The organism is Alteromonas australica, assembly GCF_000730385.1.
Lineage (GTDB): Bacteria > Pseudomonadota > Gammaproteobacteria > Enterobacterales > Alteromonadaceae > Alteromonas > Alteromonas australica.
Window position 1 is genome coordinate 1,177,511 of the sequence record NZ_CP008849.1, and the last position, 26,370, is coordinate 1,203,880.

Genomic DNA, 26,370 nt, shown 5'->3' on the forward strand with positions numbered 1-26,370 from the left:
GAGCGTATTATGGCTGAAGAACTCGCCAATGTTGAAGAACAGTCTTACGATGTAAGTAAGTTAGAGGGCGTCGAGAAGGCTGCCATATTGCTACTGAGTCTTTCAGAAGAAGACGCCGCTCAAATATTAAAGCACCTTGAACCCAAACAGGTCCAGAAGCTGGGCTCAGAGATGGCCAAGGTCGATGATATGACACAGACCAAAATTACGGCTGTGCATAAACACTTTATTGAAGAAATTCAAAACTACAGCACCATAGGCTTTCAAAGCCAAGACTTTGTGAAACGTGCCCTTACAGCGGCATTAGGTGAGGACAAAGCGGCTAATCTTATTGACCAAATTCTAATGGGCAGTGGGGCTAAAGGCTTGGATTCACTTAAATGGATGGATTCTAAGCAAGTGGCTAGCATTATTCGTAATGAGCACCCGCAAATTCAAACCATTGTGTTGTCTTATCTTGAACCTGAACAAAGCGCCGAAATTTTGGCACAGTTCCCAGAGAAAGTGCGTCTTGATTTATTAATGCGTATTGCCAACCTTGAAGAAGTTCAGCCAGCTGCACTGCAAGAATTGAACGAAATTATGGAGAAACAGTTTGCAGGTCAAGCGGGTACGCAAGCGGCCAAAATGGGCGGCTTGAAGTCTGCAGCCAATATCATGAACTACCTCGATACGGCTATTGAGGGGCAGTTAATGGATGCGATCAGAGAGCAAGACGAAGAGATGAGTCAGCAAATTCAAGACCTCATGTTTGTCTTTGATAACCTGATTGATGTTGATGACAAAGGTATTCAAGCTATCCTTCGAGAAGTTCAGCAAGATGCGCTACTTAAATCGATAAAAGGTGCTGATGAAGAGCTGAAGAATAAGATCATGAAAAATATGTCTAAACGCGCGGCAGAAATGCTTAACGATGATCTTGAGGCCTTGGGGCCAGTGCGTATTTCTGAAGTGGAAACTGCACAAAAAGAAATTCTATCGGTGGCACGTAGACTGTCTGATTCTGGCGAAATTATGCTAGGTGGCGGCGGTGGTGAAGAATTCTTGTAATACTCCCCAGTTTACGCCAATGAAGCAAACAATTTAGGTAGTCAAATGTCATCAAATAAAGGCTTTAGCGACGAGGAACTTCACGAAGCAAAGGCATGGGATTTGCCTTTTGTGGAGGATGCGCGACAGCAGCAAGACGACGGAAAAACCAACGCCCTTAACTTTCGTTCCGATTGGAAGTACGAACCCCCGGAAGAGGAAGAAGAGATTCTCCCTCCTACCGCCGATGAGATTGAGGCTATTCGCCAAGCCGCTTACGATGAAGGTTATGCAGAAGGCAAAGCCACAGGGTTTGAAGAAGGAAAGCAAGAAGGCCTTGAACAAGGCTTATCAGAAGGGCGTGAAACCGGTCACGCAGAAGGCCTTGAACAAGGCTTAGATGAGGGGCGTAGCCAAGCGCTAGCGCAAGCCGAGGTATGGCAACAGCTGGCTGAAAAGTTACATCAACCTTTGTCACAAGCGAATGATGAAACCCGCGACCAATTGGTTAAACTTGCCGTTTCGCTCGCCCGAGCTGTGTTGAAGGTAGAGGTGAGTACAAATGAGCAAGTTATTCTTCAGGCGCTGTCTGAAGGCATGAAGGCCTTACCTATCAATCAAACACGCTATCAATTGCATATGCATCCTGACGATATTGAGCTTGTTAAAGTCCATTTTGGTGATGAAACCATTGAGGATAAGGGGTGGCAGTTTTTTGAAGCGCCAGCAATGGAGCGTGGAGGCTGTGATATTACCTCTGAACATAATGCGGTTGATGTGTCTATCGAACGCCGCTGTCGTGATGTCATCGACAAATTCTTACTTAACCAAGGTTTATCTGATGACTAGCCCTTGGCATTCACACTTTGAGTCACTCGCAAAACAAGTGACTTCTCCCCCCGTTGTGGCTGCAGGTAAACTCGTAAGAGGCATAGGCTTAACTCTGGAAGCCATTGGTTGCCAACTGCCCGTTGGAAGCCAATGTTTAGTTCAAACCGTTGAAGGTGAAATTGAAGCTGAAGTTGTTGGGTTTGGGGATGACATTACTTACCTGATGCCAACAGAAGCCGTGCGTGGCATCGTGCCAGGTAGCCGTGTTATGCCGCTCAACAGGCAAAGCGGATTGCCGGTTGGAATGGAATTACTGGGGAGAGTGGTAGACGGAAACGGGCAACCTTTAGATGGCTTAGGAGAAATTCAGGCTGAAACACGGGCGCCTACGACTCGAGCGCCGATGAATCCGTTGATTCGACGGCCTATTACCCAGCCCATGGATGTGGGCGTGCGTGCCATCAATGCATTAAATACGGTGGGTGTTGGACAGCGAATGGGCTTGTTTGCAGGCAGTGGTGTGGGAAAAAGTGTGTTACTTGGCATGATGACCCGTGGTTGTGAAGCCGATGTGGTTGTGGTGGGTTTAGTCGGGGAACGGGGCCGTGAAGTTAAAGAGTTTATTCACGACATTCTGACAGAAGAAGAGCGTGCTCGGGCTGTGGTTGTCGCCGCTCCAGCGGACACTTCTCCGCTGATGCGCTTAAAAGGTTGTGAAACTGCAGTCACTATTGCCGAATATTTTCGGGATAAAGGCATGAAGGTACTGTTGCTTATCGATTCACTCACACGTTACGCCATGGCACAACGTGAAATTGCGTTAGCAGTAGGTGAGCCTCCTGCGACCAAAGGCTACCCACCTTCGGTATTTGCACGCTTGCCGGCACTGGTAGAACGTGCCGGCAATGGTAGCGAGAAACAAGGCTCTATTACGGCATTTTATACTGTGTTGACTGAAGGGGATGACCTACAAGATCCTATCGCAGATGCTGCACGGGCTATTTTAGATGGCCATGTGGTTCTATCCAGAACCCTGGCTGACAGCGGCCATTACCCCGCTATCGATATTGAAGCGTCTATTAGCCGCGTAATGCCTATGGTGACCAGTGACGAACACCAAATGATGGCGCGCCGCATTCGTCAGGTATATTCTAATTTTAAGCAGAACCAAGATTTGATCTCCATCGGTGCTTATGCGAAGGGGTCAGACCCTCGTATAGACCTCGCCATTCGTGCAGAACCCGCCATCAACGCCTTTTTGCAGCAAGGAATGAAAAATATTTTACCCTACGACGAATGCTTAGAAGGCATGAGTGCGCTAGCGAAAGGTTTGGGTAAGGGGTAGGTGATCCATGTCTAAGCAGTTAGAGCGAGTGGCTGAATTTGAGCGAGAGAAAGAGCAGCAGGCCGCGCAATTGTTTCAACAGGCACAATTGAATGTTAATCAGCAAAAGCAAAAACTCACAAGTTTAGAGCAATACCGGTTCGACTATATTAGAAATATCCAGCAAACAGGGCAAGGCGGCGTGACGGCTCAGCATTATCAGCAGCACCTCTCTTTTGTAGGAAAATTAGACAAAGCCTGTGAGCAGCAAATGAACGTGATTGCGCAGGCGAATTTAGCCGCAGATCAACGCAAGCAAGTGTGGCTGAAACAACAACAAAAAGTAAAAGCGGTAACCCTTTTGCTTGAAAAGCAGCAACGGGCTAAACAACAGAAAGAGGCCAAAGCCGAACAAGCCATGATGGATGAGTTTGCCACTCAGCGATTTTTTCGCGCCAAAAAACAAGGCTTCTAACGCTCAGTATTCCGTTGAATTCTTACTTTCTTTAACGACTTCCGCTACCTTGGAACACCCTTTGCAATAACCCTATATTAGTTAATGTCACCGATTGCATAGGTGATAATTATTCACCTTGTTACGCTATTCGCTTGCTCAGGAAGGACACAATTTAAAATTTCTATGTTGCTGATTTTATAGAAATTGTAGAAGCTTGTAATCGTGTGAGAAGGCATAGCCATTGGCATGCAATGCCAGCGTAGGATGTAAATATTATGATGCAACAAGTTGCCGCACAAAATACAGACTCTGCCGCTTTACCTTTTGCCACTAGTAAACCGGCAAAAGCCGTAGAGGCAGGTATTAGCGCTGAGTCGCGCTCGCAAAATAACCAGGCGTTCCAACAAGCTTTTGATGATGCTCGCCTCAAACGAGAAGACTTGGCACAGGAAAAAAAGCTAGCGCGAAGAGACAGCCTTGAGCAAGAACAAAACCTTGAGCGAGAAGAGAGCCTTCAGCGACAAGAAAGCCTTCAGCGAGAAGAAAACCTTCAGCGAAAAGAAAATCGCGAGCTTCAAGCGTCAACGAAAAACAATGCAGAAAACGCCAGCAAATCAAGTGCGAAACCCGAGCAAGACAAAGCTGCTAGTCATCAAGTTTCCGACGACGAAACAAAAGGCGCTCAGCAAGCAGCACTCGATGACCAAGATAACCTAGCGCAAAGCGAAAAGAGTGATGCTGCAAACCAGCCGCTTATTGACAGCACAGATGAGAGCTCTTTAATCGGCGAATTAGACAATAGCGATGTGACTCAAGACGCTAGCGAAGACTCACTTTTTTCGGGTGAAAGCGAACTCTCACCCGAAAAACCTACACCCGACGCATTGAAAGAACGGCTTCATGCACTATTAAATGGTGAAAAGCAGGAAGACACTTTCATTCGCGCAGACTTACCTGTTAAAAGTCACCTCGTCACTGATGACGAGGTGAATACCGAAAACGAGAATGCAACCCGCTGGATTGACTACGTAGACGCAGTATTAGCGGCTAAAGGCGAAGGTAAATCGGCAAACGCAGAAACAGGCGAAACTAACCCCCAGGTTGCTACTTTCGACGAGCTCCTTAACGAAGACGGCGCGATGGCAGATAACGCCTATCTCGCAGAAATGCTAGAGGCCTTGAACGCTGAAGCCTCCGCCTCGATGGCCGACGGCGATAAGCCTCATCTTTTAGGGGAAGAGGTGCTATCGATTACTCAGCAATTAATGGGTGAATTAACGCAAGACAATGATGAGGTTTCCGATGAGGCGCTTGCCACTTTAAAAGCTTTAACCGCGGTCATTCAAGACACGTCTAGTGAAAATGCCACGTGGAATACGGAACTGGACGCCTTACTTGCTCAGTTTTCCAGCGTATCAACGGATTTGAATGGCGACCCCGCTTTAACCGATGCCGAAACCCTTTCGTTGGCGTCGTTGTCTGAAGACGAAGTGTTAGTCCTTAGTTTGATGAAAGATGCCTTAGCCCAACTTCAACAGACCGATGGCGTAAAAATACCAGAATCGGCAACGGCGGATCCTAAGGCAATGGGGTCTGAGAACGAAGTGCTAACGCCAAATTTAGCGGAGTTAGAAGGAACGTGGGCCGATGAACTAACAAATATGCTCGCAAGCATGTCACCAGAAAGTGCGCAGAAAGCCACGGAAGCTATTGCGCAACGCTTGGCAGCCAGTGTACCTTCCGCCACTCAAGCGCAACAAGAAGCGATTAAAACCAGTATTGCAGCTGGTATTAATGAGTACCAACAACAAATCGCTCAGGGCAGAGAGCCAGGTATCGACTTGCAATCAATTATAGATGGTGCCGCTAACGAAGCGGGGCTCTCCAGTGCTCAAATGCAGCAGCTAAACGCACAAACAGAGGCGCAAGTTGGGCAGTTTATGCAACTGGTTAATCAAACCCAAGGCGCAGCGCATCAAGCTTTACAAAGCCAAATGATGAATGTTGACACCCAGTTGGTGGAAAATGGTCAGCTTAAAAGTGAAGCGTCAAAACAACAGCAACAATTTGAAGGGTTTGATAAGGCCGTAAACATTCACAAGCCGGAAGGGCAGCAGCAACTTAACGAAAAAATTCGTTGGATGGTTAATGCCAGAAATACCATGGCCGAAATTCGTCTTGACCCCCCAGAACTCGGTAGTATGCAAGTAAGGGTGAATGTTAGCGGAGACGCGGCAAGCGTAAGTTTTGTGGTTCAATCCCAGCAGGCAAAAGACGCGCTTGCTGATGCCATGCCACGATTAAAAGAAATGTTAGCAGAGCAAGGGCTTGAGTTGGGCGATGCCGAGGTGCGAAAAGATAATTCGTCGCAATCTGGAGAGTCTGGCCAGCAACTTGCAGGTTCAGGCAATGGTCAGCAAAATGGCGATGAAATGTCGGATGGCGCAGATGACACTCACGTGGTGGAGCAAGCGGTGACCCGGCAAGCAAAAGGTGGAATTGATTACTATGCTTAGTGTTTATAACCCGCTAATTAACGGGGAAATGCATTAAGTCCGAGAAATATACTACGAATTGGCATTGCCATTTCCGGGTGAAACTTGATAATACAAAGCCTCTTGCATTTATGACGGATTAGACATGGCTGAAGAAGAACTACAAATAGAAGAAGGTGGCAAAAAGAAAGGCAAAATGATGTTAATCATTATTGTTGCAGTTGTGCTACTTGGTGGTGGAGCGGCGGCGTACTTTCTTCTATTTTCAGGCAGTGATGAACCTGCTGCGGAGCAATTAGCTGAAGCCGATGCCCAAGCCGCACAAGCGGCTGGCGAAGCAGCGCCTTCAACGAAGGCTGAAGTGGGCACGGCATTGTATGTTGCTATGCCTCGTCCTTTCGTGTTTAACGTGCCCGGCTCAGGTCGAGATAGGTTGGTGCAAATTAAAGTGCAGTTATTAGTGCGTGGTAGCGACAACGAAGAGTTGGCAAAAACCCATATACCACTCATTGAGGGCACCTTGTTGCAAGTGTTTAGTTCGGCTAATGCAGACGACCTTGTGACGGAAGCGGGTAAAATTGAACTGCGTGAACAAGCTGTTAATGAGGTACAGAAAGTCCTCAAAGATATTGCAGGGCATGACGTTGTAGAACGTGTCTTGTTTACTGGCTTTGTCATGCAATAACAGGTAGAAGACGGTGAGTGATTTATTATCTCAAGATGAAATCGATGCCCTATTACATGGGGTAGATGATGTAGAGGAAGATGAGGTAGGCGGTACAGACGCCGACGCCTCTACCCTCGAATATGACTTCTCCTCACAGGATAGGATTGTCCGTGGGCGAATGCCTACGCTTGAGATTGTAAATGAGCGCTTTGCCCGGCATATGCGGGTGAGCTTGTTTAACATGATGCGCCGCTCCGCAGAAGTGTCGATTAACGGCATTCAAATGATAAAGTTTGGTGAGTATATACATACCTTGTTTGTACCCACCAGTTTAAACATGGTGCGTTTCCGCCCCCTGAAAGGGACCGGGCTTATCACCATGGAAGCCCGTTTAGTTTTCATTTTGGTTGATAACTTTTTTGGCGGGGATGGACGCTATCACGCCAAAATTGAGGGGCGAGAATTCACCCCTACAGAGCGCCGTATTATTCAGATGCTGCTTAAAATCATCTTTGAAGATTACAAAGAAGCATGGGCGCCCGTTATGGATGTGTCGTTTGAATATCTCGACTCTGAAGTTAACCCTGCCATGGCAAATATTGTCAGCCCCACGGAAGTCGTGGTGATTAGCTCATTTCATATTGAGTTAGACGGCGGCGGGGGAGACTTTCATGTCTCTTTGCCTTACTCCATGCTAGAGCCCATTCGAGAGCTTCTAGATGCAGGGGTACAAAGCGACAAAGAAGATACCGATTTACGTTGGAGCAAAGCGCTTCGCGATGAAATTATGGACGTAAAAGTTGCACTTACCACACACATGCTAGATGTGGATGTGCCGTTACGGGATATTATGGAATTTAAACCGGGGGATATCATTCCGGTGGAAATGCCAGAAACCATTACCGTGCTAATTGAAGACCTTCCTACTTTTAGAGCAAAGCTTGGGCGTTCACGTGACAGCTTGGCGTTGAAAATAGTGGAAAAAATTGCGCGGCCGACTTCTGTGAAGTCTGAATTACAGTTATTAACCCGCGGCGGGCGTATTATCGATAATGACGCTGAGCTGCAAGTACTCGAAGAAGACCTTTAAGGTAAGGGGAGAGTCCCATGAGTGAAGATGGTATGGACGATTGGGCTGCCGCTATGGCGGAGCAGGCTGAGTCTGAGGACGCAGAGCAGGAAAATGATGATGTTCAAGTTGCTGAACTTGACGAACTCACTGATGATGCACCCATAACTCAGGAAGAAAAAAAGAAACTCGATACGATACTGGATATTCCGGTTACCATATCGATGGAAGTCGGTCGTAGTCAAATAAGTATCCGAAATCTGCTACAGTTGAATCAGGGCTCTGTGGTGGAACTGGATCGTGTTGCCGGTGAACCATTAGATGTATTGGTAAATGGCACGTTGATTGCTCATGGTGAAGTAGTAGTGGTCAACGATAAATTCGGTATTCGATTAACGGATGTTATTAGTCAAATTGAGAGAATTAAGAAGCTCAGATAAAACTTCTTTTACATTAAGGGGTTGCGCTTTGCTGCCCCTTGTTTTTATTCAGTCAGTGGGTGCGCAAGAAACCCAATCAATCACAAATCCTACCTCGGTACTGTCAATTTTCCTCTCTTTATTAGTGGTTGTGGCGATGATATTCGCACTCGCTTACGTGGCGCGACGGTTTAATGTCGCCAGCATAGGTAACCAACATGTGAAGGTAGTGGCCAGTATGGTGGCGGGTGCGCGAGAAAAAATAATGGTGATTGAAGTAGGCGATGAGCAGCACCTGATTGGGGTGACGAGTCATACGATTACGCATTTAAGTAAACTCGACACGCCGATACCTGCCAAAGACAATATAAAAGCAGATGGCGCCGCGCGATTTAAACAAAAACTCATTGCAGCAATGGCAGGAAAAATAAATCCTGAGATTAAAAAAGGAGATAACAGGGATGCGTAGGTTATTTGCTTTATGCTTCGCGTTAGTAGGTTTAGTGGCATGGAGTGAGCCCGCTTTTGCTCAGCAGGGGATATCCGCGGTAAAAGTGGTGACAAACGCGGATGGGTCTCAAGACTACACAATGACCCTACAGGCATTATTCATCATGACGGCGCTGAGTTTAATTCCAGCCTTTATCATGATGATGACGTCGTTCACCCGCATTATTGTTGTGCTGTCTATATTGCGTCAAGCCATTGGGCTTCAACAATCACCTTCTAACCAAATACTTATCGGGGTGAGCCTTTTTTTGTCCATGTTTATTATGGCGCCGGTATTTGAGCAAGTGAATGAAAGGGCCTTGCAGCCCTATCTCAACGAAGAACTCACTAGCCTAGATGCTCTTGAACAGGCCAAGGGCCCCATGCGCGCATTTATGCTTTCGCAGACTCGGGTGAAAGATTTGGAGACCTTCGTACGCATTGCTGGGGATGAAGGTAAATATGCCGATACCAATGAAGTCCCTATGACGATTCTGATCCCCGCATTCGTAACCAGTGAACTGAAAACTGCCTTTCAAATTGGCTTTATGTTGTTCATTCCCTTTTTGATCATCGATTTAGTCGTGGCGTCAATTCTTATGGCAATGGGGATGATGATGCTATCACCTATGATCGTTTCTTTACCATTTAAGCTTATGTTGTTCGTATTGGTCGACGGCTGGAACCTAATATTCGGAACCCTTGCCACGAGTTTTGGTATGGGTGTTTAGGAGGGCTTATGTCTCCCGAGGTGTTTGTAGAGATTCTCAGAGAAGCCATGTTCATGGTAATCGTACTGGTATCGGCGGTCATTGTGCCTAGCTTAATAGTGGGGTTAGTCGTGGCGGTATTCCAAGCTGCGACTTCAATCAACGAGCAAACCATGAGCTTCCTGCCGCGTTTGTTGGTCACCCTTTTAGCATTGAGTTGGGGCGGTAACTGGCTCGTACAGAAGTTGATGGATTTTACCTTTCATATGGTAGAAATGATCCCTCAGGTTGTTGGCTAATATGGTTTTTGAGCTGTCTACCATAAACCAGTTTTTAGCGGACATGTTAATGCCCTTTATGCGCATTAGCGGGCTATTTGCCGCTATGATTGGTTTCAGTGGTAAGTCAATCCCTACGCCAGTGAAAGCTCTTTTGTCTATCATGCTCACGCTGATTATCATGCCCGTTGTTCCTCCTTCGCCAATCACCCAATTGGTGGATGTGGGCACTTTTGTGCTGGGTATTCAGCAATTAGTGATTGGATTAGCCATTGGCTTTGTTTCCATGATGGTACTGAATACATTTGTATTGGCTGGGCAGGTTATTGCGATGCAAACCGGTTTGGGGTTTGCATCAATTGTTGACCCGGTAAACGGCATTAACGTGCCGGCGGTGGGCCAGTTTTATTTGATTTTAGCCACCTTGTTGTTTTGGACCTTAGATGGCCATCTTTCTATGATTCAAATGATTGTGATGAGCTTTCATGCGTTTCCAGTGGGCGAGGCATGGTGGTCGGCAGAACAATTCCAATCTATCGCGCATTGGGGCGGGTGGATGTTTGTGTCAGCGCTCACCTTGTCGCTGGCGCCCATTGTATCGTTACTCATTGTGAACCTTGCTTTCGGTGTGATGACCAAAGCAGCCCCTCAGCTGAACATTTTCAGTATTGGCTTTTCAATTGCGCAAGTGATGGGCTTATTCATCATTTGGATTACCCTGGACAATTTCACTGCCCATTTTGAAACACAATGGTACCGTGCCGAACAGTTTATGTGTCAGCTATTGCGCATATGCCCCTAGTTGAGGGAAGTAGCATGAGTAATAAAGTAGAACAGTAGAGCTTATAGAGAATGGCAGATTCAAGCGAAAAAACAGAAGACCCCACGGGGAAAAAGCTCGAGAAAGCGCGACAGAAAGGCCAAGTGGCTCGCTCTCGCGAGCTTTCAACCACGCTTGTTCTTATTGTCAGTGCATTCATGTTCATCTTTATGGGCGGTTGGATTGCGGAAAGTTTGTTTGCGCTGACGAAACGCATGTTTGTGTTATCACGAGACGAAACATACGACACCACTCACATGTTTGCTGCGTGGGGCGAAGCCTTTACGTCCATCTCATCACCGGTGTTGCTTTATATGATAGTGGCAATGATTGCAGGCATTTATGGCTCTATCGCTCTGGGGGGCTACAACTTTACCTGGGAAGGGACCAAGCCTAAAGGTTCTAAAATGAACCCCTTAAGTGGCTTTAAGCGCATGTTTGGTACCAATGGCTTGGTTGAATTGCTGAAATCTATTGCGAAGGTGGTGGTGGTGATAGGCATGGCAATAGGTGCACTTCTTTATTTTCAAGATGAGGCACTTCATTTAGATATGGAGCTTTACCCCAGAAACATTTTTCACGCGCTTGATATGTTGCAATGGGCGTTTCTAATCCTAGCCTGCGCCATGATCCCCATCGCTATTATTGATGTGCCGTACCAGATGTATAAGCACAACGAAGAAATGAAAATGACCAAGCAGGAAGTGAAGGACGAGCACAAAAATGCGGAAGGTAACCCAATGGTGAAAAACCGCATTCGTCGTCTTCAATATCAGGCGGCAACAAGGCGGATGATGCAAGAAGTGCCTAATGCCGACGTTGTGGTCACCAACCCCACACATTATTCTGTGGCTATCAAGTATGATGAAAGTGGTTCAAGAGCCCCCGTAGTGGTTGCTAAAGGAGCGGATGAACTGGCTATGCATATCAGAAAAATTGCAACGGCCAACGATGTTCCTTTGATACCCAGCCCCATACTGACTCGCGCTATTTATTACTCCACAGAAGTGGATGATGAAGTGCCCAACGGTTTATTTATGGCGGTGGCGCAAGTGCTTGCCCATGTTTACCAGCTAAAAGCCCATCGTTCGGGCAAAGGCAAGCGACCAAAACCCCTCAATCGAGACTTACCGATTCCGCCAGAATTACGCCGATAAACGGCTAAAACCTGTGCAACAAAGATGGCACGGTAGTTGAAGTAGCTCTATTAGAAAGCAATTAAGCGTCAATTTTCTGATAGAGAGACACCACGAAATGCAGTTATCCGGTTATCTTCAGCGATTCGATAAAAATCAGCTGCAGCAATTTACCAGCGGTTTGGGCGCCCCCATTGTATTACTCGCTATCATGGGCATGGTTATTCTTCCCATGCCACCGTTTCTTCTTGACGTCTTATTTAGCTTCAATATTGCCCTTTCACTCGTCATTATCTTGGTGGCTGTACTTACCCAGAAGCCAGTAGATTTCGGCATTTTCCCTTTGGTCTTGCTTATCGCCACAGTATTGCGCTTGGCACTAAATGTAGCGTCCACGCGGGTGGTGTTGCTATATGGTCATGAAGGTGGCGATGCGGCAGGGAAGGTGATTGAAGCGTTTGGCGCTGTGGTGATTGGCGGAAATTATGCAGTGGGTGTCGTGGTCTTCGCGATTCTTCTTATCATTAACTTTAAAGTGGTGACAGCAGGGGCTGGCCGTATATCTGAAGTTAGTGCTCGCTTTACGTTAGATGCAATGCCAGGTAAGCAGATGGCAATAGATGCTGATCTAAATGCTGGGTACATCGATCAAGATCAAGCAAGACAAAGACGAGAGGAAATTACCGCTGAAGCCGACTTCTACGGTTCAATGGATGGTGCATCAAAATTCGTAAAAGGGGATGCGGTAGCCGGCCTCTTTATCATGCTTATTAATATTGTTGGTGGCTTATTTATTGGCATGATTCAACATGGTTTAAGTTTTGGAACGGCTATTGAAGTTTACACCATCCTCACTATTGGTGACGGATTAGTGGCGCAAATTCCGTCTTTATTATTGTCTGTCGCCACTGCCATTATCGTTACCCGTGAAAATGAAACCCAAGAAATGGGTAAAGAAATCCGCAGCCAGCTAGGCAACAATCAAGCGCTATATATTGCGGCGGGCGTATTGTTCGTGATGGGGATTATTCCTGGTATGCCGCATGTCGCGTTTTTAGGCTTTGCCGCCATCATAGCGGGCTTCGCCTACTGGCAAGGTGTTGTGGCGAAACGAAAAGCTGAAGAACCCAAAGTGCCAGCCAACACGAATACCGAGCAAACCGTAGCGCCTGAGGTGAAGGAACTGGGGTGGGATGATGTTCAACAGGTCGACACCATTGGTTTAGAGGTCGGCTATCGATTAATTCCTTTGGTTGATAAATCTCAAGGTGGTGAGTTACTTACCCGGATTAAAGGGGTTCGTAAAAAGTTATCTCAAGAACTGGGCTTTCTTATTCCGCCTGTGCACATTAGAGATAATCTAGACCTTGAGCCGAATACCTACACTATTGCTATGCTTGGCGTAAATATTGGCGATGCGCAAATTAGCCATGATGAAGAGCTCGCTATTAACCCAGGTCAAGTATTTGGCAAACTCGACGGTCGGGCAACGAAAGACCCTGCGTTTGGGCTTGATGCGGTTTGGATTAAACCTACTAAGCGAGAGCATGCACAAACATTGGGATATACCGTGGTTGACGCAGCCACGGTAGTCGCCACACATTTAAGCCAATTGCTGACCAACAATGCCTATCAATTATTAGGACATGAAGAGGCGCAACAGCTACTGGATATGCTCGCTAAACAACACCCTAAATTGGTTGAAGGGCTGGTGCCGGAGGTATTGCCATTAAGCACGGTAGTTAAAATTCTTCAGACCTTGTTGTTTGAAGGCGTGCCCATCCGCGATATGCGTACCATAGTGCAAACCCTCAGTGAGTATGGCCCTAGAAGCCAAGACCCAGACGTGTTGGTGTCTGCGGTGCGTATCGCGCTTAAGCGTTTAATTGTTCAAGAGATAACGCAAGGGGCGAAAGAGATACCTGTCATAACCTTGGCGCCAGAGTTGGAACAGATGTTGCACCAGTCTCTACAAGCGGGTGGTGAAGATGGCGCTGGAATTGAACCAGGACTAGCCGATAAGTTGCAGAAATCGTTGCAACAAGCTAGTCAGCAACAAGAGCTTGAGGGTGAGCCAGCAGTATTACTCACGTCAGGCATGTTGCGTCCAGTACTGTCTCGCTTCTTAAAATATTCGGTTGCAGGCCTACATGTACTTTCGTATCAAGAAGTGCCTGACGATAAACAGATAAAAATAGTCAGTTCGGTAGGTCAATAATCTGACGCTGGGTGATTGGAGAGGGTGCAATGAAAATCAGACGTTTTTTTGGCAAAGATATGCGTGAAGCATTAAGTCAGGTTAAGGCTGAGTTAGGCAGCGATGCTGTTATCATGTCTAACCGTAAAGTCGCCGATGGTATTGAGCTGGTTGCAGCCTATGACAAAGAGCCTGAAGCGAAACTGTCTGTGTCTAAACCAGCGCAAAAGGCGGCATCCACACCCCAGCAACAGCCAATGCCTAGTTTAAGCGAAATCATTGGAGATGATGGTCCAGATAGCCTAAAAGCCTTATTGGAAAAGCAGCATGGTGGAAAAAACCAGTCTGCGACTAAAGCCAGTGCTTACAAGGATGAGGCACGGCCAGTCGGCGGAAATCCACAACACGCTAACGATATAGCCTCTCACCTTGATTTTTCTGAAGCCTTTATTGATGAAGTTGAATCTACGCCAGCCGCTGATTCTTTTCCCTCCCATCAAGCGGCAAGTATTGACGACAGCAACACGCAATCTAGCGGTGAACTGGCTCAAATTAAAGAAGAGTTGGCATCGCTGCGCAATGTGTTGCAGCACCAAGTGGCCGACTTGATGGAAGCCAAGCAGCGCCGTCAGCAGCCGGTTCATCATTATTTAATACAGCGTCTTACTGATATGGGGCTAAGTCATTCTTTAGCTTCACAATTGATTAGTTATACACCAGCTCACTATAATGAACGTGATGCTTGGGTGTATCTTCTAAACCTATTGGCTAATCGCATTAATGTCACAGGTAACGATATACTTACCCAACAAGGTGCGGTTGCGTTAGTTGGGCCAACCGGTACAGGTAAGACAACCACCGTTGCTAAACTTGCTGCTCGCTATGCGCAAAAGTACGGCGCAGATTCAGTAGCAATGATTACAATAGATACCTATCGTATTGCCGCGTTCGAGCAGTTGGCGACATACGGAAAGATTATTGGTTGTACCGTGAGAAAAGCACAAAGTAGCGAAGAATTAGCGGATTTGCTTTTCCAATTACGCCACAAGCGACTAGTCTTAATTGACACCGCCGGTTTTAGTCAGCGAGATAGCCGATTAATTAAGCAAATTCAGCAATTTGAAAACGGTCAAATGCAGCCGGTGAAAAAATACTTAGTGGCGCAAGCGAATACGCAATACCCTGCTTTACAGCGTATTATTGAAGCGTACGATGGCATTGAGTTAAATGGGTGTATCTTCACGAAGCTAGATGAGTGCTACTCTTTAGGGGAAGTGCTTAGTGCTGCGGTAGAGTATCAGCTTCCAGTAAGCTATGTTACCGATGGACAGAAAGTACCAGAAGATATTAAGGTTGCTGAAGCAAAATCTTTAGTATCTGCTGCAGCAAAGCTTTATAAAAAGTATGGTTTGAATCATACTAGTAGCAATAATGTGATCAGAACAGCACGAGCAGTATGATTGACGATCAAGCGAGTAGCTTACGAAAAATGAAGCAATCACGGTTAATCAAGGTTATCGCAGTCACCGGTGGTAAAGGTGGCGTCGGTAAAACAAATATAACGCTTAACACCGCTATTGCGATGGCAAAGCAAGGAAAGCGTGTCATGGTATTGGATGCAGACTTAGGTTTGGCCAATGTTGATGTCATGCTTGGGCTTAGGGTAGAAAAGAACTTATCCCATGTGCTGTCTGGCGAATGCACCTTAGATGAGGTGTTAGTCACTGGACCACACGGAATAAAGATTGCGCCAGCCACTTCAGGTACGCAGTCTATGGCTGAGTTGTCTCCTACTGAACATGCCGGGTTAATCCGCGCGTTCAGTGAGTTACGCTCGCAAATTGATGTGCTTATTGTCGATACCGCCGCCGGTATTTCAGATATGGTGCTCAGTTTTTCAAAAGCCTCACAAGACATCATGGTGGTAGTTTGTGATGAACCAACATCACTGACCGACGCTTACGCGCTGATAAAAATACTCAACCGAGAGCACGGTGTGTTTCGCTTCAAAATTGTGGCAAACATGGTGCGTGACGTGCGCGAAGGGCAAGAGTTATTTAGTAAGTTATCAAAAGTAACCGGGCGCTTTCTTGATGTTGCCTTAGAATTAGTGGCGACAGTTCCCTTTGATGAGAACATCCGTAAAGCGGTGAGAAAGCAAACTTCTATTGTAGATGCGTACCCAAGCTCGCCCGCAGCGGTAGCTATTGGTCAGTTGGCGAATAAAGCATTGTCATGGCCTATTCCCGCGCAACCAGGTGGCCATTTAGAGTTCTTTATAGAGCAGTTGGTGTCGGATAAAGCAGTAGGAAATCAGCGTTGAATAGCAAGGCAGCCGCTTATCAACAACAAACAGATAGGTCGCAACTCGTAGAGCGTCACGCTCCACTAGTAAAACGAATAGCCCATCACTTGATGGCCCGGCTCCCTGCCAGCGTGTTGGTAGATGATCTTATCCAGTCGGGAATGATTGGCTTATTAGAAGCAGCACGAAATTTCGATGGCTCGAAAGGCGCAAGTTTTGAGACATTTGCCGGTATTCGTATTCGCGGCGCCATGCTAGATGAAATACGCAAGGGTGATTGGACACCACGTTCGGTACATAAAAATGGTCGTGCCATCACCGAGGCCATTTCATTAGTCGAAAGTGAAACAGGCAGAGACGCGCGGGATGTAGATATTGCTGCTAAGCTAAATGTCAGCATGCAAGACTATCATCAAATGCTGAATGAAGTGAATGCAGGCAAGTTGGTAGGCATTGAAGATTTAGGTGTTTCGGAAGATGTGATTTCTACCGAGCAAAATCGTGGTTCCGACGCGCCCCTAGAGGATTTGATGCAAGGTGCGTTTCAAAAAGCGTTAGCGCATGCGATTACTACCTTGCCAGAGCGAGAAGCGATAGTGCTGTCTTTATACTATGATGAAGAACTGAACCTCAGAGAAATAGGTGAAGTTCTTGATGTGAGTGAGTCAAGAGTCAGTCAAATTCACAGTCAGGCCATGTTAAAACTCAAATCACGAATGAAGTCGTGGCAAGCTGACGAAGAATAGATATTAATAACAATTAACCCCTCAGCGGAGGCTATTTTGGATAAAAGTATGAAAATTCTTGTGGTTGATGATTTTTCTACCATGAGACGTATCATAAAAAACCTGCTTAAAGATTTGGGTTTCTCCAATATCCAGGAAGCGGATGACGGCAGTACCGCCTTACCTATGCTACAGCAAGGCGATTTCGATTTTGTAGTAACCGATTGGAACATGCCAGGCATGCAAGGCATCGATCTGTTACGCGCAATTCGCGCTGACGATAAGCTTAAGCATTTGCCTGTGTTAATGGTAACAGCAGAAGCGAAAAAAGAGCAGATTGTTGCGGCAGCGCAAGCCGGTGTAAACGGTTACGTTGTTAAGCCATTCACTGCTGCTACGTTAAAAGAGAAGCTCGATAAAATTTTCGAACGTTTAGGTTGATCCAGACGCTCACCAGAGATATGAGGTTTACTGGATGTCAACACAAGTAAATGTTCCTATTACCCTTGAAGAAGCCAAACAATTGGTTGCCTATTTGGAAGAGGGTGATTCTGCTTCAGCTAATGCCATCTTAGAAGCGGCGTCAATGAAAGAGTCTATTGAGCTCTTCGCCGAGGTTGGAAAATTGACGCGCCAACTTCACGACGCGTTAAACAACTTCCAAATTGATGATCGCATCAAAAACTTGGCCAATGATGATATTCCCGATGCGCAATCGCGTCTTACCTATGTCATTGAAGAAACAGAAAAAGCCGCAAATACCACTATGGATGCCGTTGAGGCCAGCATGCCAATTGCTGAACTATTAAGTTCACGCATAAGCAGCGTGATGCCAGAGTGGAAAAAACTAATGAGCCGTCAAATCGAACTAGGCGAATTCAAAGCTTTATGTGCAGATTTAGACGAATTGTTGGAAGACGGCGCTGAACAATCAGCTAAACTTACACAGTTACTGACCGAAGTGTTAATGGCACAAGGTTATCAGGACCTGACCGGGCAAGTGATTCGCCGGGTTATAGATTTGGTTAAGGAAGTTGAAGATAGCTTAGTAAACATGCTTACTATGTTTGGTGAGCCTGAGACATCTGAACAGACGAAAACACCGGTCGAAACGGTCAAGAAGATCGATGGTGTAGAGGCGGAAGGCCCCATTATCGATGCCGACACGCGAGATGACGTTGTGTCTGGCCAAGATGATGTTGATGACCTTTTGTCTAGCTTAGGTTTTTAGGGGAGCGGGCGCATGTCGTTTGATGTTGACGAGGATATATTACAGGACTTTCTGGTTGAGGCCGGGGAGATACTTGAACAATTACAAGAACAGCTCGTTGATCTTGAAAACAATCCAGAGGATGCAGATTTATTAAATGCAATCTTTCGGGGTTACCATACTGTCAAAGGTGGAGCAGGATTTTTATCACTCACTGAGTTGGTTGAAATTTGCCACGGCGCAGAAAATGTTTTTGACGTCATGCGCAACGGTCAAAGAACCTTAACACCAGAGCTTATGGACATCATATTACAAGCCACCGATGTGGTTGTAGAGATGTTCGAAAATGTAAAATCGCGCGAGCCTCTTGTACCCGCAGACGCGAAGTTAGTCGATACACTGCATAAGTTAAGTCATCCTGAAACGCCAGGGGAGAATATCTTCGGTGACGATGACGCGTCTGCCCCGCCAGCGCCGAGTAGTGAGGCACCAGAAGAAGAGTTTGCCATTGAAGAGCCAGCGGCTCAGGAAGCTGCATCTGACGGTGGTATTGACGATATAAGCGAAGACGAATTTGAAGCACTTCTTGATGAGCTTCACGGCTCTAGTGCACCTGGCGCAGCGTCCAAAGCGGCACCAGCGCCTGCAGCGCCAACGCCAACGCCTCCAGCCGGGGGTGACGATATTACAGACGATGAATTTGAAGCACTGCTCGATGAGCTTCATGGAAAAGGTCAATTCAGTAATGAAGAGGCCGCCGAGCCGGCAAAACCCGCAGCGCAACAACCTACTGCACCAGCAGGTTCAGACGACGAAATATCTGATGATGAGTTTGAAGCACTGCTAGATCAACTTCATGGCTCAGGACAAGGGCCATCGAAGAAAGAGGAAGCTCCCTCTAAACCGGCCCCAGCGCCTGTGGACGAGAAGGCGACTCAAGCGGTACAAAAGGCGAAGCAACAGCAAGCGGCTGCATCTGCACCGAAGGCCGCGCCAGCGCCCAAAGCGCCGGCAGCTAAGGCTCCAGCAGCGAAAGAAGCCGCTAAGAAAGACGATAAAAAAGCCGCGCAAGCTCCGCCGCAAGCAGAGACAACGGTTCGGGTTGACACCAAACGCCTTGATCAAATCATGAATATGGTGGGTGAACTGGTATTGGTACGTAACCGATTGCTAAGTCTTGGTATTAATACCAATGACGAAAGCATGACAAAGGCCATCGCCAATCTCGACGTGGTTACCGGTGACTTGCAAGGTGCGGTGATGAAAACGCGCATGCAGCCCATCAAGAAAGTGTTTGGGCGTTTCCCTCGCGTTGTACGAGATTTGGCGCGAAGCCTGAAAAAAGAAATTACGCTGCAACTAGAAGGTGAAGAGACCGATTTAGATAAGAACTTAGTAGAAGCATTGGCTGATCCATTGGTTCACTTAGTTCGAAACTCGGTAGACCATGGTGTCGAAATGCCAGATGACCGTGCTGCGGCTGGTAAGCCTCGCATGGGAACAGTCAAATTGTCGGCCTCTCAAGAAGGGGACCATATCCTACTGACTATCGAAGATGATGGTAAGGGGATGGATCCTGACAAGCTAAAAGACATTGCGATAAGTCGTGGTGTACTCGACGCCGATGCCGCAGCGAGAATGTCTGACGTTGAAGCGTTTAACTTAATATTTGCGCCAGGCTTCTCCACGAAAACAGAAATCAGTGACATTTCTGGGCGTGGTGTAGGCATGGACGTAGTGAAAACCAAGATTAATCAACTGAATGGTACGGTTAACATCGACTCACAGTTGGGCAAAGGTACGCGCCTTGATATCAAGGTTCCGTTAACCTTAGCTATCCTGCCCACACTGATGATTGTCGTTGGCAAGCAAACTTTTGCTTTACCCTTAGGCGCGGTTAACGAAATCATTAATATGGACATCAAAAAGACCAATACCGTTGATGGCCAGTTAACAATGATTGTGCGCTCTAAAGCGATACCGTTGTTCTTCTTGGGTGAATGGTTAATTCGTGGCCCTAAAAATATTCATAAAGAAAAAGGTCACGTTGTCGTCGTTCAAATAGGCACGCAGCAAGTTGGTTTTGTAGTAGATGCATTGATTGGACAGGAAGAAGTCGTCATTAAACCGCTAGATGCCTTGTTACAGGGAACGCCTGGCATGGCTGGCGCTACAATCACTTCTGATGGCGGTATCGCCCTCATCCTAGACATTCCAAGTTTACTTAAACGGTACGCGCGTAAACCTTTAAAGTAGAACGACGAAACAAATAGGAAATATACATCCATGGTCTTTAAAGTCCTGGTGGTGGACGATTCGTCTTTTTATCGTCGTCGGGTTCGCGAGATACTTGACGATGATAGAGAGCTAGAAGTTGTTGGCGAAGCCAAGAATGGTCGAGAAGCCCTAGAGAAAATTGACGCGTTAGCGCCAGATGTTGTGACAATGGACGTAGAAATGCCCGTGATGGACGGGATTTCTGCCGTTAAAGCAATTATGGCCAAGCGACCACTGCCTATTTTAATGTTTTCATCTCTTACACATCATGGCGCGCAGGCGACCTTAGACGCACTTGAAGCAGGTGCTTTAGACTTTCTTCCTAAAAAGTTTGAAGATATCGCTAAGGATAGAAAAGACGCAGCTCGCATGTTATGTACTAAGGTGCGGTTAATTGCACGGCGAAGTGGGGGCTTAAGTCGGCCTTTACTCAAGCGGATAGAAACTCGCAAGCTGCCCGCCAATGCACCTAGGCAACCCTTTTTAAAGTCGTCCAGTTTATTGTCGGGTAGAAAAGAGGCTGTCACTCAGCCCACAGTATCGTCGGTAAAGGCGTCAGGTAAAAAGTACCAGTGTCTTGCTATAGGTGCCTCTACAGGCGGACCCGTAGCGCTTCAGAAAGTACTCACGCCACTGCCCGCAGATTTTCCGTACCCGATATTATTGGTTCAGCATATGCCTGGCACGTTTACTCACGCATTTGCGCAGCGGCTTAATACTCACTGCCATATTGGGGTGAAAGAGGCTGAGCATGGCGATGTGCTAAAACCTGGTGTTGCTTATTTGGCGCCAGGGGGCAAGCAGATGCTTATTGAAGGGCAAGGTGTTAAAAAGACGATTGCCATTACAGATGCGAATCCCTCTGACAAAATTAGCTACAAACCCAGCGTTGATTTAACGTTTGGAACGCTAGCAAAAGCCTATGGCGGAGACGTACTAGGTGTAATCCTGACCGGAATGGGGGCTGATGGCCGAGAGGGCTGTCGTGTATTGAAAGACAAAGGGGCGACAATATGGGCACAAGATCAAGCTTCTTGTGTGGTATATGGAATGCCGCAAGCCGTTGCAGTGGCGGGTGTCTCGGAAAAAAGTATCAATATTGACGATATGAGTACCTGTATCCAAACTGAAATGAAGTAAGTCGCGCGTTTATTAATTTTGCTAGGAATATCGTAATGAAGGTGTGGACAGTTGCAAACCAAAAAGGCGGGGTAGGGAAAACCACGACAACCGTTTCACTGGGTGGATTATTGGCACAGGCGGGGAAGCGTGTGCTTATGGTCGATACTGATCCCCACGCGTCTTTAAGTTATTATTTTGGAATCGATGCAGAAGCGCTAAGTCATTCGGTTTACGATATTTTTATTCAATCTCCAGACATATCTGCCGATAAAGTGATGGACTGTTTGTGTCCTACCAAGTTGGACAACCTATACGTATTGCCCGCGACAATGGCATTAGCTACCCTAGATAGAACCATGGGGAGCGAACAAGGTATGGGTTTAGTGCTGAAAAAGGCACTGGCCAAGGTAGAGCACGAGTTTGATGTAGTCATTATTGATTGTCCGCCTGTACTTGGGGTATTAATGGTTAACGCACTTGCAGCGTGCCATAAAGTGATTGTGCCAACGCAAACCGAGTACTTAGCATTAAAAGGTCTCGATCGCATGATTCGAACCATGGAAATTATGGGGCGCTCATTACAAAAGTCGTTTGATACTGTCATTATTCCGACCATGTTTGACAAACGTACTAATGCCGCATTGGCGTCTCGTGAACGACTCATGACCGATTACGGCGAGCGGGTTTGGACAGGTGTTGTGCCCGTTGATACTCACTTTAGAGATGCAAGTCTTGTACAGTTACCTATTTCAGTCGCGTACCCGAAAACACGTGGTGTCACGGCCTATGCAAAATTATTAGAGGTTTTGGAGAAATAACCTAGCATGAGTAAGCAGTCTCCCTTCGCGCGAGAAGACGTTATGGAAGCCTATCTAGATAGCCTTCTAAAAGAGCCTGAGGAAGATCCAGGCGATGTGACTGCGCGTACCTCTAGGTTATTAGAGCAAGCTGCTCAGCAACTCGCAGAGAGCGGGTTAAGTGCAGATGAAACATTCAGTATTGAAGAGACAACGATTAAACCAGAGGTACCGGTGGAAACCCCGCTTCCTCCTGTTGTCGAAAAAAGGGATATACCCTCTTCAGTGGAAGCCGAGGAAGGTGAAAATAGCGACGCTCAACTGATTGAAGATATCAATGAGCAGGCTTTTTCAGAGGTTTCGGCGGGTCAAGAAGGCGGAAATATACCGCCAGAGCAAAAAATTCCACTAAAGGATACTCTCGATTCTCGCTTTCAAGCGTTATTCTTTGAGGTAGCGGGTTTGACCCTCGCGGTTCCACTGACTACGCTTGGTGGAATACATCAACTTGATAAAGTGGGGCCTCTTTTTGGTAAGCCTGATTGGTTTATGGGTGTGATGATCCATCGAGAGGAAAAAATTAATGTGGTTGACAGTGCAAAGTGGGTTATGCCAGAAAAATATGACGAAAACCTCGCACAATCTCTAAACTACCGATATCTTATTATGTTAGGAGATAGCTGGTGGGGGATGGCTTGCGAAAAGCTCGTCAATACTGTCACTTTAACGAAAGCTGACGTCAAATGGCGTGAGTCTGTAGGTAAGCGTCCTTGGTTAGCGGGGATGGTAAAAGAAAAAATGTGCGCGTTAATTGACGTTAGCGAATTAATATCTATGCTTAACAAAGGCTTAGGCAGTAACGACCAGACGCCATAGTATTGGGAGCCGGTTCATGAGCGATGAAAGAACAAACAGTAATGCCACCGACAGCAACGATGAAATCCTTCAATGGGTTACTTATCGCCTAGGTGAAGAAACTTACGGTATTAACGTAATGCAAGTTCAAGAAGTATTACGTTATACCGAAATAGCGCCAGTGCCCGGCGCGCCTGATTATGTATTAGGGATCATAAACCTACGCGGAAACGTGGTTACGGTTATTGATACCCGAGCGCGTTTTGGGTTACCCCCTACGGAAATTACCGACAATACGCGGATCGTTATCATCGAGTCAGATGAGCAAGTGGTAGGTATCCTGGTCGATAGCGTGGCAGAAGTGGTTTATTTACGCTCTTCTGAAATAGATAGTGCGCCGAACGTGGGTACTGAGGAAAGTGCTAAATTTATCCAAGGTGTGAGTAACCGAGATGGTGAACTTCTCATTTTGGTAGATTTGAACAAACTCCTTAGTGATGATGAATGGGATGAGCTAAGTAGCTTATAAGCCTGTCACATTCTGCAAAGGCAGGTAACCTAGTTACTTGCCTTTTTTGTTTAATGACTTCACCAAGTTAAAAGGCCTAGCGCAAATGGAAATGCAGTTCATCGCACCGACACTTTATGAAAGTATATTGCTGGTGCTCGTTGTTGTGCTTTCATTATTAATAGTTTGGCTGTTTAAGCAAATAAGATCACTCCAGCAAGGGATCAAAAACCTAGAAGCCAAGTATGATAGCCGTTTAGAAGAAACGGTCTCTTCGGTTCGCAACTTTGCCCATCAGCAAAATGAAGAGCAAGCTCGCAACCTCGTGGTGACGCGACACATCCAAGCGTTACAAGGTAAGTTTGACGATCTTGAAAACCAACTGCGCGAAGTCAAACTACAAGATCCTTCCCTTCGCCTTTATCAACGCGCAGCTGAATTGGTGAAGCAAGGCGCCTCTATTGAAGAAATAATGGAGGCATGCGATATACCGCGTGCAGAGGCCGAAATGTTGAGTATGGTACACCGTCAACCCGCTGGCTCTTAAATTCATTTAGACGTCTAGACGTAAAGATGTTGACATCTTCCCGTGAATTGCCACAATACAGTCATTGTAAAAATGACTGGAGCTTTTCATGCCAATTCGTATTCCCGATCAACTGCCCGCTCAGGATGTGTTGCTGGGCGAAAACATTTTCACGATGGAGAGTGACAGGGCTGCAAACCAAGATATTCGCCCCCTTGAGGTAGGTATCTTGAATCTGATGCCGAATAAAATTGAAACCGAAGTGCAATTACTTCGACTGCTTTCAAATACGCCTTTGCAAATCAACGTTGATTTGATTCGAATTGATAACCAAGCCCCTAAGAATACGCCTCAATCGCACATGGATGCGTTCTACCATGACTTTTCACAAGTTGCAGATAAAAAGTATGATGGGCTTATTGTGACAGGCGCACCTCTTGCACTTTTAAACTACGAAGACGTTAACTATTGGGCGTCTATGACCACCATTTTGGAATGGGCGCAACGTCATGTTAACTCAACCTTGTATCTTTGTTGGGCAGCACACGCCGCCATGTATCATTTTCATGGGGTGATGAGGGAGCTTAAAAAAGAAAAGTTCTCTGGGGTATTTGAACATCAAGTGTTAGATCCCAATAATGAATTACTCAGAGGTTTCGACCCCACGTTTTTTGCACCGCACTCTCGTTACGGGCATATCGACACGTCAGTTTATAACAGTATTGATGGGTTAAACGTGGTGGCTTCATCTCAAGAAGTGGGGGCATACGTTGTGGCCTCTGAAGATAAGCGTATGGTATTTGTGACCGGGCATCCCGAGTACGACCCAGATACGTTGAAGGATGAGTACCTAAGAGACTTACAATCAGGGCAAACGCCGAAAGTGCCTGCGAACTATTTTCAACACGATAACCCGAATGAGCCGCCAATGGTTCGTTGGCGTTCTCACGGCAGCCTTTTATTTACAAATTGGTTAAACTATTTTGTTTATCAAACCACACCGTACGATTTAAATCAGCTTGCTGAAAAACCACAGCCAAAGAGGTAACGCGTGAGCTTACAATCTATCTCAAACAAGAAACGAGCTTTGTTAACGCAAGCAGCAGAAAAACGAATCCTTATTCTCGATGGTGCTATGGGTACCATGATTCAAGAGCATAAACTTGAAGAAGAAGACTATTGCGGAACACAATTTGCCGACTGGCATTGTGACGTGAAAGGTAACAATGATTTACTCGCAATCACTCAGCCCGACATTATTTACAACATACACTGTGCGTATTTTGAGGCGGGTGCCGACATTATTGAAACCAATACCTTTAACGCCACCACTATCGCTATGGCAGATTACGATATGCAAGCGTATTCACGTGATATTAATATTGCTGCTGCAAAAGTGGCGCGTAAAGCGGCTGACGCGTATACCGAGAAAACACCAGATAAACCACGTTTTGTTGCAGGCGTGCTTGGCCCAACTAACCGCACCGCGTCTATTTCGCCAGATGTAAACGACCCAGGCAAACGTAACGTCACGTTTGATGAATTAGTGGAGGCCTATAGTGAATCCACAGAGGCCTTAATTGAAGGTGGGGTCGACCTTATCATGCTTGAAACCATCTTTGATACGCTGAATGCGAAGGCAGCTGCCTATGCAGTAGATAGTGTATTTGAAAAGCTGAATGTCACCTTACCTGTCATGGTGTCAGGCACCATTACAGATGCATCAGGTCGAACTTTGTCGGGTCAAACTGCAGAAGCCTTTTATTATTCTATGCGACATGTAGCGCCCTTTTCCTTCGGACTAAACTGTGCTTTAGGGCCGGATTTATTGCGCCAATATGTAGACGAAATTGCTGGCGTTAGTGAGTGCTTAGTGTCGGCTCACCCGAATGCAGGTCTTCCAAACGAGTTTGGTGAATACGATATGGAAGGGGAAGAAATGGCCGCGCATATTAAAGAGTGGGCGGAATCTGGCCTAGTGAACATTGTGGGGGGCTGTTGTGGCAGCACACCAAAACATATTGCAGATATCGCCAACGCCGTTGCAGGTATAAAACCCCGAGCCGTGCCCAATATTGCGCCCAAAATGCGCCTATCAGGCCTTGAGCCATTCGTACACTAGGA

The 26,370-nt window shown here is 46.5% G+C and carries 27 protein-coding genes; all 27 read left to right on the forward strand.

Annotated elements, in window-relative coordinates; genetic code table 11:
- Positions 1-9: 9 nt before the first annotated feature.
- The 27 genes from fliG to EP13_RS19030 all read left to right on the forward strand — a co-directional run bounded on the left by fliG (position 10) and on the right by EP13_RS19030 (position 26,368).
- A complete protein-coding gene (gene fliG, locus EP13_RS05095; RefSeq protein ID WP_044056344.1) occupies positions 10-1,050 on the forward strand; it encodes a flagellar motor switch protein FliG in 1,041 nt (346 codons plus the stop codon).
- A gap of 45 nt (positions 1,051-1,095) precedes the next feature.
- Entirely contained in the window at positions 1,096-1,878 is a 783-nt protein-coding gene (gene fliH, locus EP13_RS05100) for a flagellar assembly protein FliH (protein ID WP_044056345.1), read from the forward strand.
- Entirely contained in the window at positions 1,871-3,205 is a 1,335-nt protein-coding gene (gene fliI, locus EP13_RS05105; protein ID WP_044056346.1) for a flagellar protein export ATPase FliI, read from the forward strand. The genes fliH and fliI overlap by 8 nt, the downstream gene beginning before the upstream one ends.
- A 7-nt stretch (positions 3,206-3,212) precedes the next feature.
- The gene (fliJ, locus tag EP13_RS05110) at positions 3,213-3,659 is read left to right on the forward strand and encodes a flagellar export protein FliJ (RefSeq protein WP_044056347.1); all 447 of its coding nucleotides are present in this window, start codon (positions 3,213-3,215) and stop codon (positions 3,657-3,659) included.
- Positions 3,660-3,916: 257 nt separating this feature from the next.
- Positions 3,917-6,157 carry a flagellar hook-length control protein FliK gene (locus EP13_RS18860; RefSeq protein WP_052364293.1) on the forward strand — a complete coding sequence of 747 codons (2,241 nt, stop codon included), beginning with the start codon at positions 3,917-3,919 and terminating at the stop codon, positions 6,155-6,157.
- A gap of 124 nt (positions 6,158-6,281) precedes the next feature.
- A complete protein-coding gene (gene fliL, locus EP13_RS05120) occupies positions 6,282-6,821 on the forward strand; it encodes a flagellar basal body-associated protein FliL (protein ID WP_044056348.1) in 540 nt (179 codons plus the stop codon).
- Between the two features lie 13 nt (positions 6,822-6,834).
- On the forward strand, positions 6,835-7,893 hold the full coding sequence (gene fliM / locus EP13_RS05125) for a flagellar motor switch protein FliM (protein ID WP_044056349.1): 1,059 nt from the start codon (positions 6,835-6,837) through the stop codon (positions 7,891-7,893).
- Between the two features lie 17 nt (positions 7,894-7,910).
- The gene (gene fliN / locus EP13_RS05130; RefSeq protein ID WP_044056350.1) at positions 7,911-8,312 is read left to right on the forward strand and encodes a flagellar motor switch protein FliN; all 402 of its coding nucleotides are present in this window, start codon (positions 7,911-7,913) and stop codon (positions 8,310-8,312) included.
- Between the two features lie 28 nt (positions 8,313-8,340).
- Entirely contained in the window at positions 8,341-8,760 is a 420-nt protein-coding gene (gene fliO, locus EP13_RS05135; protein ID WP_044056351.1) for a flagellar biosynthetic protein FliO, read from the forward strand.
- Positions 8,753-9,511, forward strand: coding sequence for a flagellar type III secretion system pore protein FliP (gene fliP, locus EP13_RS05140; RefSeq protein WP_044056352.1), 759 nt, complete (start codon positions 8,753-8,755; stop codon positions 9,509-9,511). Before fliO ends, fliP begins: the two co-directional genes overlap by 8 nt.
- 8 nt (positions 9,512-9,519) lie before the next feature.
- On the forward strand, positions 9,520-9,789 hold the full coding sequence (gene fliQ / locus EP13_RS05145) for a flagellar biosynthesis protein FliQ (protein WP_013785095.1): 270 nt from the start codon (positions 9,520-9,522) through the stop codon (positions 9,787-9,789).
- Between the two features lies 1 nt (position 9,790).
- Entirely contained in the window at positions 9,791-10,570 is a 780-nt protein-coding gene (gene fliR / locus EP13_RS05150; protein WP_044056353.1) for a flagellar biosynthetic protein FliR, read from the forward strand.
- A 50-nt stretch (positions 10,571-10,620) separates the two neighbouring features.
- Positions 10,621-11,745 (forward strand): flagellar biosynthesis protein FlhB, encoded by a 1,125-nt coding sequence (flhB, locus tag EP13_RS05155; protein WP_044056354.1) that lies wholly within the window; start codon positions 10,621-10,623, stop codon positions 11,743-11,745.
- A 97-nt stretch (positions 11,746-11,842) separates the two neighbouring features.
- On the forward strand, positions 11,843-13,942 hold the full coding sequence (gene flhA, locus EP13_RS05160) for a flagellar biosynthesis protein FlhA (protein WP_044056355.1): 2,100 nt from the start codon (positions 11,843-11,845) through the stop codon (positions 13,940-13,942).
- A gap of 29 nt (positions 13,943-13,971) precedes the next feature.
- On the forward strand, positions 13,972-15,381 hold the full coding sequence (gene flhF / locus EP13_RS05165) for a flagellar biosynthesis protein FlhF (protein WP_044056356.1): 1,410 nt from the start codon (positions 13,972-13,974) through the stop codon (positions 15,379-15,381).
- Positions 15,378-16,244: a MinD/ParA family ATP-binding protein gene (locus EP13_RS05170; RefSeq protein ID WP_044056357.1), complete on the forward strand. Its 867-nt coding sequence runs from the start codon at positions 15,378-15,380 to the stop codon at positions 16,242-16,244. The genes flhF and EP13_RS05170 overlap by 4 nt, the downstream gene beginning before the upstream one ends.
- A complete protein-coding gene (locus tag EP13_RS05175) occupies positions 16,241-16,972 on the forward strand; it encodes an RNA polymerase sigma factor FliA (RefSeq protein WP_044056358.1) in 732 nt (243 codons plus the stop codon). Before EP13_RS05170 ends, EP13_RS05175 begins: the two co-directional genes overlap by 4 nt.
- A gap of 36 nt (positions 16,973-17,008) precedes the next feature.
- Positions 17,009-17,392: a chemotaxis response regulator CheY gene (gene cheY, locus EP13_RS05180; RefSeq protein WP_012517682.1), complete on the forward strand. Its 384-nt coding sequence runs from the start codon at positions 17,009-17,011 to the stop codon at positions 17,390-17,392.
- Between the two features lie 34 nt (positions 17,393-17,426).
- The gene (locus tag EP13_RS05185; RefSeq protein WP_044056359.1) at positions 17,427-18,182 is read left to right on the forward strand and encodes a protein phosphatase CheZ; all 756 of its coding nucleotides are present in this window, start codon (positions 17,427-17,429) and stop codon (positions 18,180-18,182) included.
- Between the two features lie 12 nt (positions 18,183-18,194).
- Entirely contained in the window at positions 18,195-20,417 is a 2,223-nt protein-coding gene (locus EP13_RS05190) for a chemotaxis protein CheA (RefSeq protein WP_044056360.1), read from the forward strand.
- Between the two features lie 30 nt (positions 20,418-20,447).
- A complete protein-coding gene (locus tag EP13_RS05195) occupies positions 20,448-21,578 on the forward strand; it encodes a protein-glutamate methylesterase/protein-glutamine glutaminase (protein ID WP_044056361.1) in 1,131 nt (376 codons plus the stop codon).
- Positions 21,579-21,613: 35 nt separating this feature from the next.
- Complete coding sequence (locus EP13_RS05200; protein WP_044056362.1) at positions 21,614-22,378, forward strand: ParA family protein; 765 nt, start codon at positions 21,614-21,616, stop codon at positions 22,376-22,378.
- A 6-nt stretch (positions 22,379-22,384) separates the two neighbouring features.
- Positions 22,385-23,233 (forward strand): chemotaxis protein CheW, encoded by an 849-nt coding sequence (locus tag EP13_RS05205; RefSeq protein WP_044056363.1) that lies wholly within the window; start codon positions 22,385-22,387, stop codon positions 23,231-23,233.
- A 16-nt stretch (positions 23,234-23,249) separates the two neighbouring features.
- Positions 23,250-23,741, forward strand: coding sequence for a chemotaxis protein CheW (locus EP13_RS05210; protein WP_044056364.1), 492 nt, complete (start codon positions 23,250-23,252; stop codon positions 23,739-23,741).
- A gap of 37 nt (positions 23,742-23,778) precedes the next feature.
- A complete protein-coding gene (locus tag EP13_RS05215) occupies positions 23,779-24,267 on the forward strand; it encodes a DUF2802 domain-containing protein (RefSeq protein ID WP_231497925.1) in 489 nt (162 codons plus the stop codon).
- 88 nt (positions 24,268-24,355) lie between these two features.
- Positions 24,356-25,294, forward strand: a complete 939-nt coding sequence (gene metA / locus EP13_RS05220; RefSeq protein ID WP_044056365.1) for a homoserine O-acetyltransferase MetA — start codon at positions 24,356-24,358, stop codon at positions 25,292-25,294.
- 3 nt (positions 25,295-25,297) lie between these two features.
- Positions 25,298-26,368, forward strand: coding sequence for a homocysteine S-methyltransferase family protein (locus EP13_RS19030; protein ID WP_081869442.1), 1,071 nt, complete (start codon positions 25,298-25,300; stop codon positions 26,366-26,368).
- Positions 26,369-26,370 lie beyond the last annotated feature (2 nt).